Origin of the sequence: Microbacterium testaceum StLB037, assembly GCF_000202635.1 — a bacterium.
GTDB lineage: Bacteria > Actinomycetota > Actinomycetes > Actinomycetales > Microbacteriaceae > Microbacterium > Microbacterium testaceum_F.
This window is the reverse complement of the sequence record NC_015125.1, coordinates 553,287-569,652: the sequence shown is the minus strand read 5'-3', so window position 1 is coordinate 569,652 and position 16,366 is coordinate 553,287. Positions and strand designations below refer to the sequence as shown.

The following is a 16,366-nucleotide window of genomic DNA, read 5'->3' as shown; positions in this document are numbered from 1 at the left end:
GCACGGGACGAGCGCTGAGCGCGCCGGCTCCGCCGCGCCGCGGATCAGAAGTAGCGGAAGCGCTCCGGGCCGAGGTCCCAGGGGTCGCGGTCGAGGTACTCCGCCGCCGCGCGGAAGACGGCTCCCTCGATCATCATGCGGCGGTGCAGGTCGTCGTCGTGGTGCGGGTGGCCGAGGCGTTCGATGGGGATGCGGTAGAGGATGATGCGCTTCTCCTCGCGCAGCACCGTCCAGCGGGGGATTCCGTCGGTCGCCGCCGGGGGCATGATCCCGATCTCGAACGAGACCTCGCGCAGTTCGGCCCAGGCGGAGCGGAGGAATTCCGCCGCGGCACCGACGGCGATGTCGAAGCGCTCGACCCGGGTGTCGATCGGGGGGAGCGGCGGGCGCACGACCGGGCTGCGGTTCTCGCGCCCGTGACGCCCGTGGCGGGAGGGGCGGGCGACCGGCCGGGCTTCGCGGGTTCGTCGACCGCACCATGCGCCCATCCTACGGTCGCGCTCGCGGGGCGCGGGGCGCGGGGCGCGGGGCGCGGGGCGCGGGGCGCTCGCGCGGCGCGGGGCACGCGGGTCTGGGGCCCCGGGGTGCGGAGCGTCGGCCACGGTGTGCGGGCTCGGGGCGCGGGGCGCGCACGGGCGGCCGAGCGCGGGGAACGCGGCGCGGCGCGCGAGCGGCGAGGGACGGGCGGACTAACGTAGCCCGCGATGCGCGACAGACTCTGCTCGAAGGTGGGATGCGCCCGCGAGGCGATGAGCACCCTCACCTACGACTACGGCGACCAGATGGCGGCCCTGGGCCCCCTGGGCCGTGTCGACGATCCGCACGCGCACGACCTCTGCGCCATCCACGCCGACCGCCTGTCGGTGCCGCGCGGCTGGGTGGTCGTCCGGCACGAGACGCTGCGCGCCTGAGAGGCGTCAGCGGCCGGTGAGGCTCGCTGCGCGCTCCCGTTCGATCACGAGCGCGCGGTACTCCCGATCCCGTCGCACGGAGGCGACCGCCCGCACGAAGGCTTCGGGATCCGCCGGGGGGCGCGGCGACACGAACGGGGCCACGGCGTCGGCCAGAGACCCGGCGATCCGCACGCGTGCGGCCGGGTCGAGAAGCTCCGCTCCACGCACGAACTGCGACACGCGCGCGGCGAGCCGATCCGGCAGACGCGACACGTCGGCGACCTGTGCCCACGATTCCCAGCCCGGGGGCAGCCCCGGCGCCGGCGGAGGGAGGGGACGCGTGCGCGTCCGTTCGCTCGCGGTGCCCGCGACGAGGTCGCCGAGGCGCTGAGCGCGCGGCGTGAACATGCCCACGACCGCGGCGATGCCGCCGAGGGTCAGCCACAGCTCGAGCACGCCGACGAGGGCGCGGATCAGCGCGGCACGGAAGCCCGCCGCTCCGCCGTCGACGCGGACGATGCGTCCTCCGACGGCGAGGCGACCGAGGCTGCGTCCGCGTGACAGGGTCTCGACGGTGGTGGGGAGGACCACCATGACCAGCACGATCAGGGTGATGATCCCGATCCGCAGCGCGCTGTCGGGAAGGGCCCCGGATGCCGCCATCGTCACGAGCAGGAGACCCCCGCCGATCAGCAGCACGACGCCGACCACCATGTCGATCAGGCAGCCGAGAGCACGCAGGAAGAAACCGAGGGGCTGGACGTCGAGGGCGACCGCCTCACCGGTCAGGATCTCCTCGGACGCGATGTCGATGAGCGTGACACCGCGCGCCGCGGGCGTGCGCACCTCGGATCGGGGGGATGCCGCGGACGAAGCCATGCGTACAGTTGATCACATGGACCTCGACGCCCTCACGGCCGCCCGCCGCGAGGAGTGGGCGCGCCTCGACGAACTGGGCCGCACGCGACGTCTGAGCGGCGACCAGGTCGACGAGCTCGTCACGCGGTACCGCGCGGCATCCGCTGATCTCGCCGATATCAAAACCTCCGCCGGACGTACGCCGCAGGGAGACTACGTCTCGATCCTCCTGGCCCGTACGCGCCTGCGCCTCACGGGCGTGCGCGAGAACGTGCTCAAGCAGATGCCGCGCTTCTTCCTGCTCCAGTTGCCGGCGGCGCTGTACCGCGTGCGGTGGACGACTCTGGCGGTCGCGATCGGTTTCATCGTCGTCTCCACGATGGTCGCCCTGTGGATCTCGGGCGACCCGGCGACGGTCGCCGCCCTCGGCAGCCGGAGCGAACTGCAGAACTACGCCGACGAGCAGTTCGTGAGCTACTACCGCGAGAACCCCAACGCGATCTTCGCGGGTTCGGTGTGGACCAACAACGCCTGGATCGCGGCGCAGTGCGTGCTGTTCGGGGTCACGGGCATCTGGCCGCTGATGGCGATGATGCAGAACGCGATCGGGGTCGGGCAGTCGGCCGCGATCATGATCGCCTTCGACCGGACCGACGTGTTCTTCCAGTTCATCCTTCCGCACGGGCTCCTCGAGCTCACCGCGATCTTCGTGGCGGGGGCCGCGGGGCTGCACATCTTCTGGGCCTGGGTCGCCCCCGGTCGGCGCACGCGCGCGGCGGCCCTGGCCGCCGAGGGGCGTTCCCTGGCCACGGTCGCGGTGGGGCTCGTCTTCGCGCTCGCTCTGTCGGGGATCGTCGAGGGTTTCGTCACGCCGCGTGAATGGCCGTGGCAGGTGAAGATCGCGATCGGCGCGGCGGCGCTCGGGGTGTTCCTCTTCTACATGCTGTGGGTCGGCGGGAGGGCCGCCCGGTCGGGCGAGACCGGCGATCTCACCGAGTACGAGGCGGGGACCCCCACGCTCACCGCGGGCTGAGAGATTCCGAGGGATTCTCGATCGTTCCCCTGCGTGTCATTTTTGATTCACTCAAAATTAGCTAGAGTGAAGGCATGCTCGACGATCGGACGGATGCCACCGCGGATGACCTCATCCGCGGTGCCGGACTCCGGGTGACGGCGACGCGTGTCGCCGTCCTCGAAGCCCTTCGCACCCGCCCGCACGCCACCGCGGACGCCGTGTACGACGGCATCCGCGGATCCCTTCCCGGCACGAGCAAGCAATCGGTGTACAACGCCCTCGGCGACTTCGTCGACGCGGGTGTCGCCCGCCGCATCGAACCCGCCGGCCACGCCGGCACGTTCGAGCTGCGCGTGGGGGACAACCACCACCACGTGGTGTGCACCGTGTGCGGACGCATCGACGACGTGGACTGCGTCGTCGGGGCGGCACCGTGCCTGCATATGCCGGAGGGGAGTGGGTTCACCATCCAGACCGCCGAAGTGACGTTCTGGGGGGTCTGCCCCGACTGTCGAGCCACGTCCGAAGCCGAACGACCGAGAGGATCCCGATGAGCGACGCTCTGAACGGGTGCCCCGTTTTCCACGATGGAGCCGCCCCCGACGACAACCGACTGCCGGTGGGCGAAGCCCCCGCCGACAGCGAGCCCGCCGGCGCCCTGCCCCACCCGACCCAGGGATCCGCCAACCGCGTGTGGTGGCCCGAATCCCTCAACGTGAAGATCCTCGCCAAGAACAACGCGCTGCGCGACCCGCTCGACGAGGGCTTCGACTACCGCGCCGCCTTCGAGGCGCTCGACCTGGATGCCGTCAAGAAGGACCTGCAGGAGGTCATGACGACCTCGCAGGACTGGTGGCCCGCGGACTTCGGGCACTACGGACCCCTGATGATCCGCATGGCGTGGCACAGCGCCGGAACCTACCGCGTGACCGACGGTCGCGGGGGATCGGGCGCGGGCATGCAGCGCTTCGCCCCGCTGAACAGCTGGCCCGACAACGTCAACCTCGACAAGGCCCGCCGCCTGCTGTGGCCCGTCAAGAAGAAGTACGGCCAGTCGATCTCGTGGGCCGACCTCATGATCCTCGCCGGCAACGTGGCGCTGGAGGACATGGGCTTCCCGACCTTCGGCTTCGCCGGCGGACGCCAGGACGTGTGGGAGCCCGACGACGACGTGTACTGGGGCCCCGAGACCACGTGGCTCGGTGACGAGCGCTACACGGGCAACCGCGAGCTCGAGAAGCCGCTCGCCGCCGTGCAGATGGGCCTCATCTACGTCAACCCCGAGGGCCCCAACGGCAACCCCGACCCGCAGCTCTCGGCCCACGACATCCGCGAGACGTTCGGCCGCATGGCCATGAACGACGAGGAGACCGTCGCCCTCATCGCCGGCGGCCACACCTTCGGCAAAACGCACGGTGCGGCGAGTGACTCCCACGTCGGTCCCAACCCCGAGGCCGGCGACATCGAGGACCAGGGCCTGGGCTGGAAGAGCAGCTACGGCAGCGGCAAGGGCGACGACACCATCTCGAGCGGTCTCGAGGTCACGTGGACCTACCACCCGACCCGCTGGGACAACGAGTTCTTCCACATCCTCTTCGCGTACGAGTGGGAGCTCTTCGAGAGTCCGGCCGGTGCGCACCAGTGGCGTCCGAAGAACGGCGCGGGCGCCGATATGGTCCCCGAGGCCCACTCCGACGGCCGACGCGAGCCGCGCATGCTCACGAGCGACCTCGCGCTGCGCGTCGACCCGGCATACGAGAAGATCTCGCGCCGCTTCCTCGAGGACCCGGCCGCGTTCCAGGATGCCTTCGCCCGCGCGTGGTTCAAGCTGACCCACCGCGACATGGGCCCGCGTGAGCGCTACCTCGGTCCCGAGGTGCCGTCCGAGGTGCTCGTCTGGCAGGACCCCGTGCCCGCCGTCGACCACCCGCTGATCGATCAGGCGGATGCCGCTGCCCTCAAGCAGCAGATCCTCGACAGCGGCCTCACGGTGCAGCAGCTCGTCACCACCACGTGGGCCGCCGCCTCGACGTTCCGCGGCAGCGACAAGCGCGGTGGCGTGAACGGCGCGCGGATTCGCCTCGAGCCGCAGCGAAGCTGGACGGTCAACAACCCCGAGCAGCTGGCATCCGTCCTGTCTGTTCTCGAGGGCGTGAAGGCCGCCTTCGACGCGCAGGGCGAGAAGAAGGTGTCGATCGCCGACCTGCTCGTGCTCGCCGGCAACGCCGGTGTCGAGCAGGCCGCTCGTGCCGGGGGCGTCGAGGTCGAGGTGCCCTTCACCCCGGGCCGCACCGATGCCTCGCAGGAGCACACCGAGATCGAGTCGTTCCGCTGGCTCGAGCCGGTCGCCGACGGCTTCCGCAACTACGCCTCGCGCGAGGCTCGCCTCCCGGCGGAGTTCCTTCTGCTCGACAAGGCCAACCTGCTCACCCTCACCGCGCCCGAGATGACCGTGCTGGTCGGCGGCCTCCGCGCGATCGGGGCGAACTGGGACGGCAGCGACTGGGGCGTGTTCACCGACACCCCCGGTGCGCTGACGAACGACGTGTTCGCGAACCTCCTCGACCTCGGCACGACGTGGAAGCCGCTCGACAGCGGCAAGCACGCCTTCGAGGGGACGAAGGACGGCTCGGGCGAGAAGGTCGGGATCGGCACGCGTGTCGACCTCGTGTTCGCCTCGAACTCCGAGCTGCGCGCGCTCGCCGAGGTCTACGCCTCCGACGACGCCAAGGAGAAGTTCGTCCGCGACTTCGTCGCCGCCTGGCGCAAGGTCACCGAGCTCGACCGGTTCGACCTGGTCTGAGCTGCGGCGCGCTGAAGGCCCGTCCCCTCGTTGGGGGCGGGCCTTCTGCGTGCATGCGGGGCCTCGTCCCACTTGTGGTCGGTGCGGGGCGTGCGGGGTCGCCATTTGTGGGACACGCACCGCGTTAAGTGGGACGAGGGGTCTCCGCCTGAGGGTCTGCGGGGCCTCGTCCCACTTGTGGTCGGTGCGGGGCGTGCGGGGTCGCCATCTGTGGGACACGCACCGCGTTAAGTGGGACGCGGGGCGGGCGGATGCCGCGGCTCAGGCCCGCGCGAGGCGGCGCAGGCCCTCGTCCAGCGACACGGCCGGCGCCCAGCGGAGGTCGCGGCGGATCTCGGTCTGGTCGAACCAGTGCGCTGTCGACAGCTGCTCGGCGAGGAACCGAGTCATCGGCGGCTCGTCCTCGCCGGGACGCACGGCCCACACCCGCTCGACGAGCGCCCCCGCGGCCTTGGCCAGCCCCGCGGGCACGCTGAACCGCGGCGGCGTCACGCCCGAGGCGCGGCAGATCCCGGCGAGCAGGTCGCCGACCGGACGCGGTTCGCCGTTGGTCAGCACGTAGGCACGGCCGCTGACGGCGTCGACGCGGTCGAGGGCGGCGACGATCCCGGATGCCGCGTTGTCGACGTACGTGGAATCGATGAGCGCCGTTCCGCCGTTCAGCAGCGGCAGCCGTCCCCGGCGGGCGCGGTCGACGACGCGCGCGATGAGCTGCGTGTCGCCCGGACCCCAGACGAGGTGCGGGCGGATCGCCACGAGCGCCAGGCCGTCACCGACGCGGGAGAGCGCGAGCCGCTCGGCCTCGGCCTTGGTGCGGGCGTATTCGCCGTGTGCGGCGTCCGGATCGGCGGGCTCCGCCCCCACACCGGCGAGGGCGTGCCCCGCGTGCGCGACCGACGGCGACGACACGTGCACGACGCGCGAGACGCCCGCCGCGGCGGCGGCGTCCAGGAGCGTCCGCGTCCCCTCGACGTTCACCGCGTGGAACTGCCCCGGATCCCCCGCGAGCGACACCTTGGCGGCGAGGTGCACCACGCCGTCGATCCCGTCGAGGGCGGATGCCACGGCATCCGGATCCGTCACCGAACCGAGGCGATCCTCGGCGCTGTCGACGCCCGACGCGCGGCGCTGCAGGGTGCGGACCTCGTGCCCGGCGTCCTGCAGGGCGCGGACGACGGCCCGGCCGAGGAAGCCGGACGCGCCGGTCGCGAGAACCCTCACGGGGCCGTCGGCTTCTCGCCCGCGAGCAGACGTTCGGCCCACGCCGCGAGGCGCGAGCGGTCGATCTTGGAGTTGTGCCGGATGTCGGTCGGCAGCGTCGGGGCGACGAGCACCGCGGCGAGCGGCTGCGCGGTCGCTGCGCGGACGGCGTCCGTCAGCTCGGGAGAGGCGAGACCGGGGCGGCGCGCGCCGGCCTCGACGACGGCGACGACGACCTGACGGCCGACGGGTCCGACCCCGACGGCGGCGGCTCGCGACACGGTGTCGACGGTCTCGGCATCCTGTTCGATGCCGACGGGGGTCACGGGACCCTCGGCGGTCGTGATGACGTGGGGGAGGCGCCCTTCGACCCAGAGGCGGCCCTCGGCGTCGAGGTGACCGACATCGCCGGTGCGGTGCCAGCGGTCGGCGAGGCCGCGGCGGGCCTCGCGGTCGGTGAGGTAGAGGCGGAAGTACCCGCGCTTGAGGTGGGGGGCGGAGATGACGATCTCGCCGGTGACCCCGGCTTCGGTCGTCGGCTCGCCGGTCGCGCGACCGTCGGCGTCGATGGCCGAGATGCGCACCTGGCCGGTGCCGAGCGGGCGGCCGACGCACACGCCGCGATCTCCCGCGGCCTCCTCGATCTCGGGAAGCGTGACGTCGGCGACCAGCAGACATTCCGTCATGCCGTACGGGGTGTGGGCGACCGCGTTCGGCATGAGTTCCTGCGCGCGGCGCAGCAGGTCGATGCTCACGGGCGCGCCGGTGGAGAGGAACGTCTCGACGCGCTCGAGCGCGGCGCGGTCGTCGTCGCCGAGAGCGTCGGAGGTGGCGACCACGTTGGCCACGGCCGCGGGCGAGAGGAACACGATGCGGGCGTCCGAGGCGCGCACGGCCGCCGCGACCGCCTCGGCGGTGAGGGTGCGGGGAGCGGAGACGTCCATGTCGGGCGTCGCCGACCGCGTGCCGAGCGCCGGTCCGAGCAGGGCGAACGGGGCGAATCCGGTGACGAGGCCCGTGTCCGCCGTGACGCCGAAGTGCGCGGCGAGGGTGTCGCGCAGCGCGGTGAGCTGGGCGTGCGTGTAGACGACGCCCTTCGCCGGTCCCGTCGACCCGGAGGTGAACAGCACCGCCGCGTCCGCCTCGGCCGCCGGCACAGGCGGGAGGGTGTGGCCGCGGCCCGCGCGGGCGAGGTCGGACAGGCTCGCCTCGACGCCGAGCGCGCGGCTCGTGGCGAGGGGGAGGGCCGTGGCCGAGATCCGACGCCCGGGCCAGCCGAGGGCGCGGGCGGCGGCGAGTCCGGCGAGCTCGCCGATGACGACGTCGGGTACGGCCCCGCGCACGGCCCGCGACAGACCCCGGATGCCGAGACCCCGGTCGGCCACGACGACCACCGCGCCGATGCGCAGGCACGCATACAGCGCGGCGGTGAGCGTGGGGCCGGGTTGCACGAGCAGCGAGACGCGGTCGCCCGCGCGGACGCCGAAGGCATCCAGGCCCGCGGCGATCTCGTCGACGCGGGTGGACAGCTGTCGCCAGCTGACGCGGAGCGGGGCGCCGTCGCGGGTGGTGGTCATGTCGATCACCGCGGTGTCGTCGTCGTCGCGGCGCGCGTCGAGGGCGTCCCAGAGGTGACCGGTGGCGATGGCGGGCGGGGTGGCGTCGAGGTCTGCGGCGGTCGCGTCCGTGGAGCCGGGGGTCGCGGCATCCGTCGCCACGCCCTTCTCCTCGAGCCAGTCGAGGACGACGTCGGCGTAGGGCCGCTCCTCGGCGATCAGGTGCCCGGCCCCCTCGAAGCGGTGCACGTCGGCGTGCGGCAGGCGCTCGGTGAGGTCGTCGAGGTGGCCCTCGCCGAAGACGGGGTCTTTCGGGCCGCGGAGGAACAGCGCGGGCACCTCGAGCTCGCGCAGCCCCGCCGACATGCGCCGCAGCGCTGGTGTGCTCTCGTCCGCGGCGGTGGCGGGGATGTCGGCGACGAAGCCGCCGATCCCGCGGCGGCGGGCCACCGTGGCGTACGGCGCGCGGAAGGCGGAGCGCACCGCCGGATCGAGGTCGGCCAGCGCAAGGGTGGTGTCGAGGAACGCCGTCGTGCCGGTGGTACCGGCGGCGAGCATGCCGCGCGCGGTCGCGACGCGCAGCGCGAAGGGGAGAGGTGCGCCGTCAGGGTGATGGACGGCGGTGTTCAGGGCGATCACGGCGGCGAGGCGGTCGCGGTTCTCCACGGCCCAGCCGAGAGAGACGGGCCCACCCCAGTCGTGCCCGATCGTGACGATCCGACCCCGGATGCCGAGCTCTCCGACGAGCGCCTCGAGGTCGGCGATGCGCTGAGCCAGCGTCCGCCGCAGCGACGAGCGCTCCGAGAAGCCCATCTCGAGCTGGTCGACCGCGACGACGCGCCAGGCCGTGCGGCCGGTCTCCGCGCGCTCCAGCGAGGTGTTCACGAGCGCGCGCCAGAGGTACGACCACGTCGGATTGCCGTGCACGGCGACGATCGTGCCGACGGGTTCGATGCCGCGTTCGGAGAGGGCGGTCCCGGTGTCGAGGACGTGCCAGGTGCGGGTGGCCCCGGCGTCGGCGGCGGCCCCCGGAACGTCGACGAGGCGTGACAGAGAGGGGTCGAGACCCGGGAGGCCCGCAGGCGGGAGGGTCGCGTTCAGGTCGGTGACCCTCACCAGGCCAGCTCCAGCATGCCGGTGTTCAGCCCGGAGCCCACTCCCATCAGGAGGACGCGATCACCCCGACGCAGCGTCTTCTGCTCGTCGGCGAGGGTGATCGGGATGGATGCCGGGCCCACGTTGCCCAGGTGCGGGTAGGTCACGGGCACGCGGTCGCGGTCGAGCTTGGCGGCTCGGACGATCGCGGAGGTGTGGACGGAGGAGACCTGGTGCGTGATGTAGCGGTCCATCCCGGTCCACGAGAATTCGCCCTTCGCCTCTTTCCACGCCGACACGACGAGGTCGAGGCCGCCCTTGAGGAGGGCCTTGGCATCCGTGAACATGCCGTCGACGCTGCCGACGCAGAGGTCGTAGAACTGCGTCGCCGCGCGCGTCACGCCGCCGACGATCCGGTGGCCCTCGGGGTGGTCGCTCGCGCGCCCGAGGACCGCCGCGGCGGCACCGGAACCCAGCGTGAGCGAGGCGAACTCCTGCATGAAGGCGTCGCGGTCGAGGTCTTCGCGGACGAGGCGGTTGATCGTGTTGACCTGGATCTCGTCGGCATCCTCGCCGTTGACGATCAGGGCGTACTTGACCTGGCCCGACTGGATCATGCCGGCGGCGAGGCTCATGCCGTTGATGAAGCCGAGGCACGCGTTGGCGACGTCGAAGTTGATCGCCGAGCTGGGCAGACCCAGACCGTGGTGGAGACGCACGGCGACCGAAGGCTCGAGGTGCTTGCGCGTCACCGAGGTGTTGATGATCAACCCGATCTCGCTGGGGTCGACGCCCGCTTCGGCGAGTGCCTGCTTGCCGGCGGCGATCGTGGCCTCGTCGGACGACTCGCCCTCGGCCCAGTTGCGGCGCTCGTTGACGCCCGCGACGCGGCGCAGGAGGCCGGGCTTCAGCTTGAGGCGCTGCAGCGCCGGGGCCAGGCGCTCCTCGATGTCGTCCGACGTCGTGACGCGGCTGGGCAGGACGCTCGCCACCGAAACGAGGGCCACATCGTCGAAGTGCGTGGTGGCGTTACCTGGCAAGAGTTCTCCCGCATCCTGTGCGTAGACGGCGCAGCCGAGCGCGGAGGGAACGCGCTGTCGGCTCGAAGGGTACCCCCCAGGATAAGCCGCGACGTATGTCCCCGGCTGCATGGGGCCTGGATGTGCTAGAGCCGCCCGGCCGCCTTGAGCGCGAGGTAGCGGTCGGCGACGAGCGGGGGCAGGTCGTCCGCGGAGGCGGAGACGGCGTCGCCGCCGGCGCGGACCACGGCGGCACGGACGCGGTCGGCGTCGTGCCGCGCCCGCTCGATGGCGGCCGCCGCGTAGACGGAGGCGGCATCCGTCCGCTCCGGTTCTTCGCCCGGTCCGTCGGTGGCCGTCGCGACGAGCAGGCGGGAGCGCGCCGCCACGGCGGGCAGTGCGGCGAGGAAGCCCCGAGCCGCTTCCGGGTCGTCGTGCGCGGTGAGCAGCACGACGAGGGCGGGGCGGACCGTGAGCTGACGGACCTGGGCGAAGGCGGCATCCCAGTCCGTGTCGATCAGCTGCGGCTCGACGGGAGCCATCGCGTCGACCAGGGCCGGCAGCAGCTGAGAGCCGTCGACCTTCGTCACGCGGGCGCGCGCGACACGGTCGAACATCACGAGGTGCACGTGGTCGCCCGCACGGGCGGCGAGAGCGGACAGGAGGAGGGTCGCCTCCATGGCGGCGTCCAGGCGGGCCCCGTCTCCGACGCGCGCCGCCGCGGTGCGGCCGGTGTCGATCACGATGACGACATGCCGGTCGCGTTCGGGGCGCCACGTGCGCAGCATCGTCGTGCCGGCGCGTGCCGTCGCGCGCCAGTCGATCGAGCGGACGTCATCGCCGCGGACGTACTCGCGCAAGCTGTCGAACTCGGTCCCCTGTCCGCGCACCATCAGGCTCGTGTTGCCGTCGAGCTCGCGCAACCGCGCGAGGCGGGACGGCAGATGCCGACGCGAGGTGAAGGGGGGAAGGACCCGGATCCGTCCCGGTGCGTCGACGACCGCCTGCCGTCCGGCCAGTCCGAGCGGGCCGGAGGCGCGCACCACCACGAAGCCGCTGCGGATCTCGCCGCGGCGCCGAGGGAGCAGGGGGAGGGGAGCGCCCCGCCGTTCGCCGGGCGGGACGACGAACCGCGAGCGCTCCTCCGGCGCCCCCGCCGTGGGCTGCCACGCGTCGCGGACCCGTGCGCGGAGGACGCGACGGCCGAGGTTGCGCACCCGCAGCTCGCCGGCGACGGGCTCGTCGCGCAGCACCCGCTCCGGGAGCCGGCGCGTGATCTCGACCGCGCGCGGGTCGGCCGCAGCCAGCATGTCGACGAGGGCCGCCAGAGCGCACAGCAGCACCCACACGCCCACGACGAGCCACGCGGGCGCGCCCGCCGTGCTCAGGAGCACGAGCGGGACGACGCCGACGGCGACGAGCAGGGCGAGACGGCCGGTGACGAACATCAGATGGGGACGCGGGTCTGCTGCAGCACCGAGGTGAGGATCGCATCGACGGAGACGCCCTCGATCTCGGCCTCGGGGCGCAGGCGGATGCGGTGGCGCCAGACCGGAACGAGCATGGTCTGCACGTGGTCGGGGGTGATCGCGGGATACCCGCCGAGCCACGCCCAGGCCTTCGCCGCGGCGAGCAGCCCGGTCGTCGCGCGCGGGCTCACGCCGAGCAGCACCGAAGGGCTCTGCCGGGTCGCCCGGGCGAGGTCGACGATGTAGCCGAGCAGGTCGTCATCGACGGCGACGGTCGCGGCGGCGCGCTGCGCGGCGAGGATCTCGTCGGCGGTCACGACCGGATCGAGGCCCGCCGCGTCGAGTCGGCGCGGGTCGAATCCGCCCGCGTGCCGCCGAAGGACATCGACCTCGGCGTCGCGGCCGGGCAGGTCGACCACGAGCTTCATGAGGAAGCGGTCGAGCTGAGCCTCGGGCAGCGTGTACGTGCCCTCGTGCTCGACGGGGTTCTGCGTCGCGGCGACGAGGAAGGGGTCGGGCAGCGGGCGGCTCACGCCGTCGGACGACACCTGACGCTCCTCCATGGCCTCGAGGAGGGCCGCCTGCGTCTTCGGCGGGGTGCGGTTGATCTCGTCGGCCAGAAGGACGTGCGTGAACACCGGCCCGGCGCGGAACTCGAACTCCCCGGTGCGGGCGTCGTAGACGAGGGAGCCGGTGACGTCGCCGGGCATCAGGTCGGGGGTGAACTGCACGCGGTGCGTGTCGAGGCCGAGTGCTCGGCTGAACGAGCGCACGAGAAGCGTCTTCGCCACCCCCGGGACACCCTCGAGCAGGACGTGTCCGCGCGAGAGCAGGGCGATGAGCAGGCCCGTGACCGTGCCGTCCTGACCGACCACGGCCTTGCCGACCTCGACCCGCACCCGGTTCATCGCTTCGCGCAGCGCGGCGTCTCGCGACCCGGGCTCGACCGGTGCGCTCGCCGCCGGTGCGGCGGAGGGCGGGGATGCCGGCTGCGGGGGAACACCGGGCTGAGGGGCGTCGAGAGGACTGTCGGTCATCGGGTGGTCCTTTCGGTGGAGAGCGCGGCGCGCACGCTCGTCTCGAGGTCGCGGAGGCGGTCGCTGGCCGCGACCAGGTCACGATCGGTGGTGGGGGTGTCGGTGATCAGGATGCCGCGCATCGCGCCGCGGTCGGCTCCGAGCCGCTCGGCGACGGCGTCGGCAACCTGCTCCGGCGGCGTGTGCGTGGCCAGGCCCATCACGCGGACAAGCCGACCGCGTGCGGCCCGCCGCAGCTCGTCGAGGGCGTGCGGGGCGTCTCCCGCCGCGGCGTACAGGCGCGCACGCCCCTCGGTCGTCTCGTTCGCGCGGACCATCACCGGAAGGCGCTCGGTGACGAGCGGGCCGAAACGGCGCCCCCGCCAGATCGCTGCGACGAGCCCCGAGAGAAAGAGCAGGAGGATGGCGGGGGTCACCCACGGGGGAGTGAGGTCGCCCAGTGTCTGCGGGGCCGTGCCGGCATCCGCGTCGGACGGGGAGGGGACGTACCAGACCACGGTGCCGGTCCGGGCAAGAGTGCCGATCGCGAGGGCGGCATTGCCGTCGAGGGGGAGTGCGGCGTTGGTCATCGTCGACGTGCCGTCGAGGGCGGTGACGGTGCGCCCGTCGCTCGTCTCCCACGAGAGGAGCCCGAAGTCGCCGTCGACCCGATAGCACCCGTCGACGCCCTGACCGGGCACCATCAATTCGCCGGTACGCGCGGTCCCCGCAGCCTCCGGTGCCGGGAGATCGCACCCGGGGTCGGCGGCACGGTCGGCCGCGAAGCCACCGAGGGCTGAGCCGTTCATGAGCACATCGAGGGCACGCGACCGCGGCTCCACGAGCACGACATCCCGCGCCCGCTCGGCGAGCGAGCTCAGGGTCGCATCGGAGAGCATCGGAGCGTCGCGCATCACCAGGGTGGCGTCCGATCCGGCCAGGGCCCGTTCCGCCGTGGCGCGGTCGCGCGCGACCGTCACGGTCACTCCCTGCTGCTCCAGGATGCGGACGAGCGCGCGGGCGCCGTCGGGGGCGGGGGACTCGGGATCGAGCAGCCCCTTCTCCTTCCAGCCCCCGTAGACGAGCGTCGTCCCCACGAGTCCGATGAGAAGGAGGCCGACCGCAAGAGCGATCCACCCGAGGGCGGCTCGGCGGCGGGGGTGCGCGGTGACGGGCGCGTCGCTGATTGCGGTCACGAGGCCCCCGCCAGGGCGGCCGACGCGGGGCGCGTGCGGACGGCGTCGGCGTCGAGATCGGCGACCACGCGGTAGCTCTTCTCGGTCCCGGGACGACGGAGATAGCGCACGTCGTCGAAGAGGGATGCCGCATTGTCGAGCCCGGCTCCCAGCGCGGGAAGCGCGGCCGCGGCCGCGCGCGCGAAGGTATGCACGGTGGCACCGGGCGGTGGGTCGACGAGGCCGCGCTCGGTGAGGCCCCGTGCGAAGGCACGGAACCGGAGGACGATCGCCGCGTCCCACTCGCCGCGCGCGGCCGCGGCTTCGGCGTCGCGACGCAACTCCTCGGCCGAGCGCCCGTCATCTTCGTCGAAGAGCGCGCGCGCCGGGGGCTGCGCGCGGGCGAGCGCGCGGGGTCGGCCCCAGATCAGGATGCCGATGACGATGCCGACCGCCAGGATGAGCGCCAGAACGATCAGCGCCGGGGGACCCCACTCACCGTTCGCGGAGTTGCGCGGCAACTCTCCGAAGAAGTCGACCACGGCTCGTGCCAGTCGATCGATGGGCGTCGGCTCGGCGGCTTGGTAGGCCGGGTCGGAGAGTTCGCGCTCGGCCCACTCGCGCGCCTCGTCGGCGTCGGGCAGGAGGGCGGAGAGAGCCGAGGCCGTCAGCGCGAGCGGCGGCGTCATGCGTCGTCGGGCCGGGCCCCGGGAGCCGTCCACGTGGTCGTCGACGGTGGGGCGGGCGGGTCCGATGCTTCGTCGCTCGTGGTGTCTCCGCCGGTCGCCGGGAGGCCGGACTGATCGCCGGCCACCGGAGTCGGGGTGGCAGCGGGAGCCGGGGCCGGGGCCGGGGCCCCAGCGGGAGCCGGGGCCGGGGCCGGAGCCCCAGCGGGAGGCGGAGGAGGCGCGGCCGCGTACGGCGGCGCGGCGGCCGGTACTCCTCCGGACGGCGCCGTGGTCGGCGCCGAGCCGTACGGCTGCCCGGCCGGCGCGGTTCCGTAGGGCTGCCCCGTCGGCGCCGCCCCGTACGGGGCAGCGCTCGGCGCCCCACCGTACGGGGGAGTGGTCGGCGCCCCACCGTACGGGGGAGTGGTCGGTGCGGGCCCATACGGGGGAGCAGCAGGTGCCGCTCCATACGGCGCCGCGGACGGCGGACCCCATCCCGCGGGCACCCCGCCGGGCACCGGGGCTCCCCACCGCTGGACCGGGGCGACCGAGCGCCCGATGCCCACGCGGTACGGATCGGGAAGATCGTCGGCGCCGGCATCCCGCGCCTCCACGTACGAGGCGAGGTCTTGATCCAGTCCTTCGACGCGCATGCGAGCGTCGACGTAGACCAGGACCGCCGACGTGGACTGCACGACGAGGGCGATGCACTGGACGAGCAGGATGCCGACCTGCCCGATCACCTGCACGACGATGTAGCCCACGATCGCCCCCGGTTGGGCACTGCCGGTGGGAGCGATGAGGGTCGAGATCAAGGTCGCTCCCATGCTGAGCGGGATCGAGATGATCTGGGCGACCACGCTGAACGCCACGGAGATGATCACGAGAACGCCGAACGTCGACCAGAACCGCCCGCGCGTGAGCCGCCACGATCGCGCGATGCCGGCGCGGATCCCGGCGCCCTCGAGGATGATGACGGACGGGACGAGGAAGAGCTTGGTCGCAAGCCACAGGTAGAGCGGGATGCAGGCGAGGCCGAGCAGGATCCCCAGGAGCACGCCCACGGGCAGGATGGCGATGGAGAGGGGGACGACGATCGCGGCCAGCACCGCGAGCACGACGAACGCCGCCGCGAACGTCAGGGCGGCGTACCCGATGAGGCGCCAGAAGACCGGTCGTACCCGCCGCCAGACGACCTTCAGCGTGGGTTTCTCGGCGACGACCGCGTGCGCGACCTCGGCGACGACGACCCCCTGCACGAGGACGCTCAGTCCGCTCGCCGCCACGCCCAGCACCAGGGCGACGACGGCGGTGACGGCGATCGACCCGGCCATCACGGCGTTGAAGTCGTCGCTGCCCTCTCGGAGCGTGTCGAGCCGGGAGAAGCTGGCGATGGCCGCACCCGCCACAGCGACGCTGAGGATCACGTACGCCACGGTCTGCACGACGAGCGCGAAGCCCAGCAGGACGCGGGGGTTGTGACGAAGGGCCGTGAACGACCGGCTCAGGATCATCCCGAATCCGTACGGATGCAGCGGCACGATGCCCGGGCGCGACGCGGGGGTCCAGGCGGGGTACGCGGTCACGATGACGCCTCCT

Annotated in this window: 14 protein-coding genes; 4 read left to right on the top strand and 10 right to left on the bottom strand. The window is 73.0% G+C overall.

Annotated elements, in window-relative coordinates; all coding sequences use genetic code 11:
- Positions 1-44: 44 nt before the first annotated feature.
- Positions 45-392, bottom strand: coding sequence for a metallopeptidase family protein (locus MTES_RS02650; protein ID WP_013583634.1), 348 nt, complete (start codon positions 390-392; stop codon positions 45-47).
- A 312-nt stretch (positions 393-704) separates the two neighbouring features.
- Here MTES_RS02650 and MTES_RS02645 point away from each other — a divergent pair, with 312 nt between their 5' ends.
- Positions 705-911 carry a DUF3499 family protein gene (locus MTES_RS02645; protein WP_013583633.1) on the top strand — a complete coding sequence of 69 codons (207 nt, stop codon included), beginning with the start codon at positions 705-707 and terminating at the stop codon, positions 909-911.
- A gap of 6 nt (positions 912-917) precedes the next feature.
- On the opposite strand, the gene MTES_RS02640 is transcribed toward MTES_RS02645, so the two are convergent.
- Positions 918-1,772 carry an RDD family protein gene (locus MTES_RS02640; RefSeq protein WP_013583632.1) on the bottom strand — a complete coding sequence of 285 codons (855 nt, stop codon included), beginning with the start codon at positions 1,770-1,772 and terminating at the stop codon, positions 918-920.
- Between the two features lie 16 nt (positions 1,773-1,788).
- Here MTES_RS02640 and MTES_RS02635 point away from each other — a divergent pair, with 16 nt between their 5' ends.
- The 3 genes from MTES_RS02635 to katG all read left to right on the top strand — a co-directional run bounded on the left by MTES_RS02635 (position 1,789) and on the right by katG (position 5,569).
- Complete coding sequence (locus MTES_RS02635) at positions 1,789-2,784, top strand: stage II sporulation protein M (protein WP_013583631.1); 996 nt, start codon at positions 1,789-1,791, stop codon at positions 2,782-2,784.
- 74 nt (positions 2,785-2,858) lie between these two features.
- Entirely contained in the window at positions 2,859-3,320 is a 462-nt protein-coding gene (locus MTES_RS02630) for a Fur family transcriptional regulator (RefSeq protein WP_013583630.1), read from the top strand.
- Positions 3,317-5,569, top strand: a complete 2,253-nt coding sequence (gene katG, locus MTES_RS02625; protein WP_013583629.1) for a catalase/peroxidase HPI — start codon at positions 3,317-3,319, stop codon at positions 5,567-5,569. Before MTES_RS02630 ends, katG begins: the two co-directional genes overlap by 4 nt.
- Positions 5,570-5,830: 261 nt before the next feature.
- Here katG and MTES_RS02620 read toward each other — a convergent pair whose 3' ends face one another.
- From MTES_RS02620 to MTES_RS02585, 8 genes are all read right to left on the bottom strand, one after another.
- Positions 5,831-6,790 (bottom strand): NAD-dependent epimerase/dehydratase family protein, encoded by a 960-nt coding sequence (locus MTES_RS02620; protein WP_013583628.1) that lies wholly within the window; start codon positions 6,788-6,790, stop codon positions 5,831-5,833.
- Positions 6,787-9,441: an alpha/beta fold hydrolase gene (locus MTES_RS02615; RefSeq protein WP_013583627.1), complete on the bottom strand. Its 2,655-nt coding sequence runs from the start codon at positions 9,439-9,441 to the stop codon at positions 6,787-6,789. Before MTES_RS02615 ends, MTES_RS02620 begins: the two co-directional genes overlap by 4 nt.
- Positions 9,438-10,460, bottom strand: a complete 1,023-nt coding sequence (locus MTES_RS02610) for a 3-oxoacyl-ACP synthase III (protein ID WP_043360932.1) — start codon at positions 10,458-10,460, stop codon at positions 9,438-9,440. The genes MTES_RS02615 and MTES_RS02610 overlap by 4 nt, the downstream gene beginning before the upstream one ends.
- 125 nt (positions 10,461-10,585) lie before the next feature.
- Positions 10,586-11,887 carry a DUF58 domain-containing protein gene (locus MTES_RS02605; RefSeq protein WP_013583625.1) on the bottom strand — a complete coding sequence of 434 codons (1,302 nt, stop codon included), beginning with the start codon at positions 11,885-11,887 and terminating at the stop codon, positions 10,586-10,588.
- Complete coding sequence (locus tag MTES_RS02600) at positions 11,887-12,945, bottom strand: AAA family ATPase (RefSeq protein ID WP_013583624.1); 1,059 nt, start codon at positions 12,943-12,945, stop codon at positions 11,887-11,889. Before MTES_RS02600 ends, MTES_RS02605 begins: the two co-directional genes overlap by 1 nt.
- Positions 12,942-14,120: a DUF4350 domain-containing protein gene (locus tag MTES_RS02595; protein ID WP_013583623.1), complete on the bottom strand. Its 1,179-nt coding sequence runs from the start codon at positions 14,118-14,120 to the stop codon at positions 12,942-12,944. The genes MTES_RS02600 and MTES_RS02595 overlap by 4 nt, the downstream gene beginning before the upstream one ends.
- Positions 14,117-14,788, bottom strand: coding sequence for a DUF4129 domain-containing protein (locus tag MTES_RS02590; protein ID WP_013583622.1), 672 nt, complete (start codon positions 14,786-14,788; stop codon positions 14,117-14,119). Before MTES_RS02590 ends, MTES_RS02595 begins: the two co-directional genes overlap by 4 nt.
- On the bottom strand, positions 14,785-16,353 hold the full coding sequence (locus MTES_RS02585) for a glycerophosphoryl diester phosphodiesterase membrane domain-containing protein (RefSeq protein WP_013583621.1): 1,569 nt from the start codon (positions 16,351-16,353) through the stop codon (positions 14,785-14,787). Before MTES_RS02585 ends, MTES_RS02590 begins: the two co-directional genes overlap by 4 nt.
- Positions 16,354-16,366 lie beyond the last annotated feature (13 nt).

Excerpts from the sequence above, each read along its gene's own strand:
- MTES_RS02645 (WP_013583633.1), top strand. The coding sequence starts at position 705 with ATGCGCGACAGACTCTGCTCGAAGGTGGGATGCGCCCGCGAGGCGATG.
- MTES_RS02640 (WP_013583632.1), bottom strand. The coding sequence starts at position 1,772 with ATGGCTTCGTCCGCGGCATCCCCCCGATCCGAGGTGCGCACGCCCGCG.
- MTES_RS02635 (WP_013583631.1), top strand. The coding sequence starts at position 1,789 with ATGGACCTCGACGCCCTCACGGCCGCCCGCCGCGAGGAGTGGGCGCGC.
- MTES_RS02630 (WP_013583630.1), top strand. The coding sequence starts at position 2,859 with ATGCTCGACGATCGGACGGATGCCACCGCGGATGACCTCATCCGCGGT.
- katG (WP_013583629.1), top strand. The coding sequence starts at position 3,317 with ATGAGCGACGCTCTGAACGGGTGCCCCGTTTTCCACGATGGAGCCGCC.
- MTES_RS02605 (WP_013583625.1), bottom strand. The coding sequence starts at position 11,887 with ATGTTCGTCACCGGCCGTCTCGCCCTGCTCGTCGCCGTCGGCGTCGTC.
- MTES_RS02600 (WP_013583624.1), bottom strand. The coding sequence starts at position 12,945 with ATGACCGACAGTCCTCTCGACGCCCCTCAGCCCGGTGTTCCCCCGCAG.
- MTES_RS02590 (WP_013583622.1), bottom strand. The coding sequence starts at position 14,788 with ATGACGCCGCCGCTCGCGCTGACGGCCTCGGCTCTCTCCGCCCTCCTG.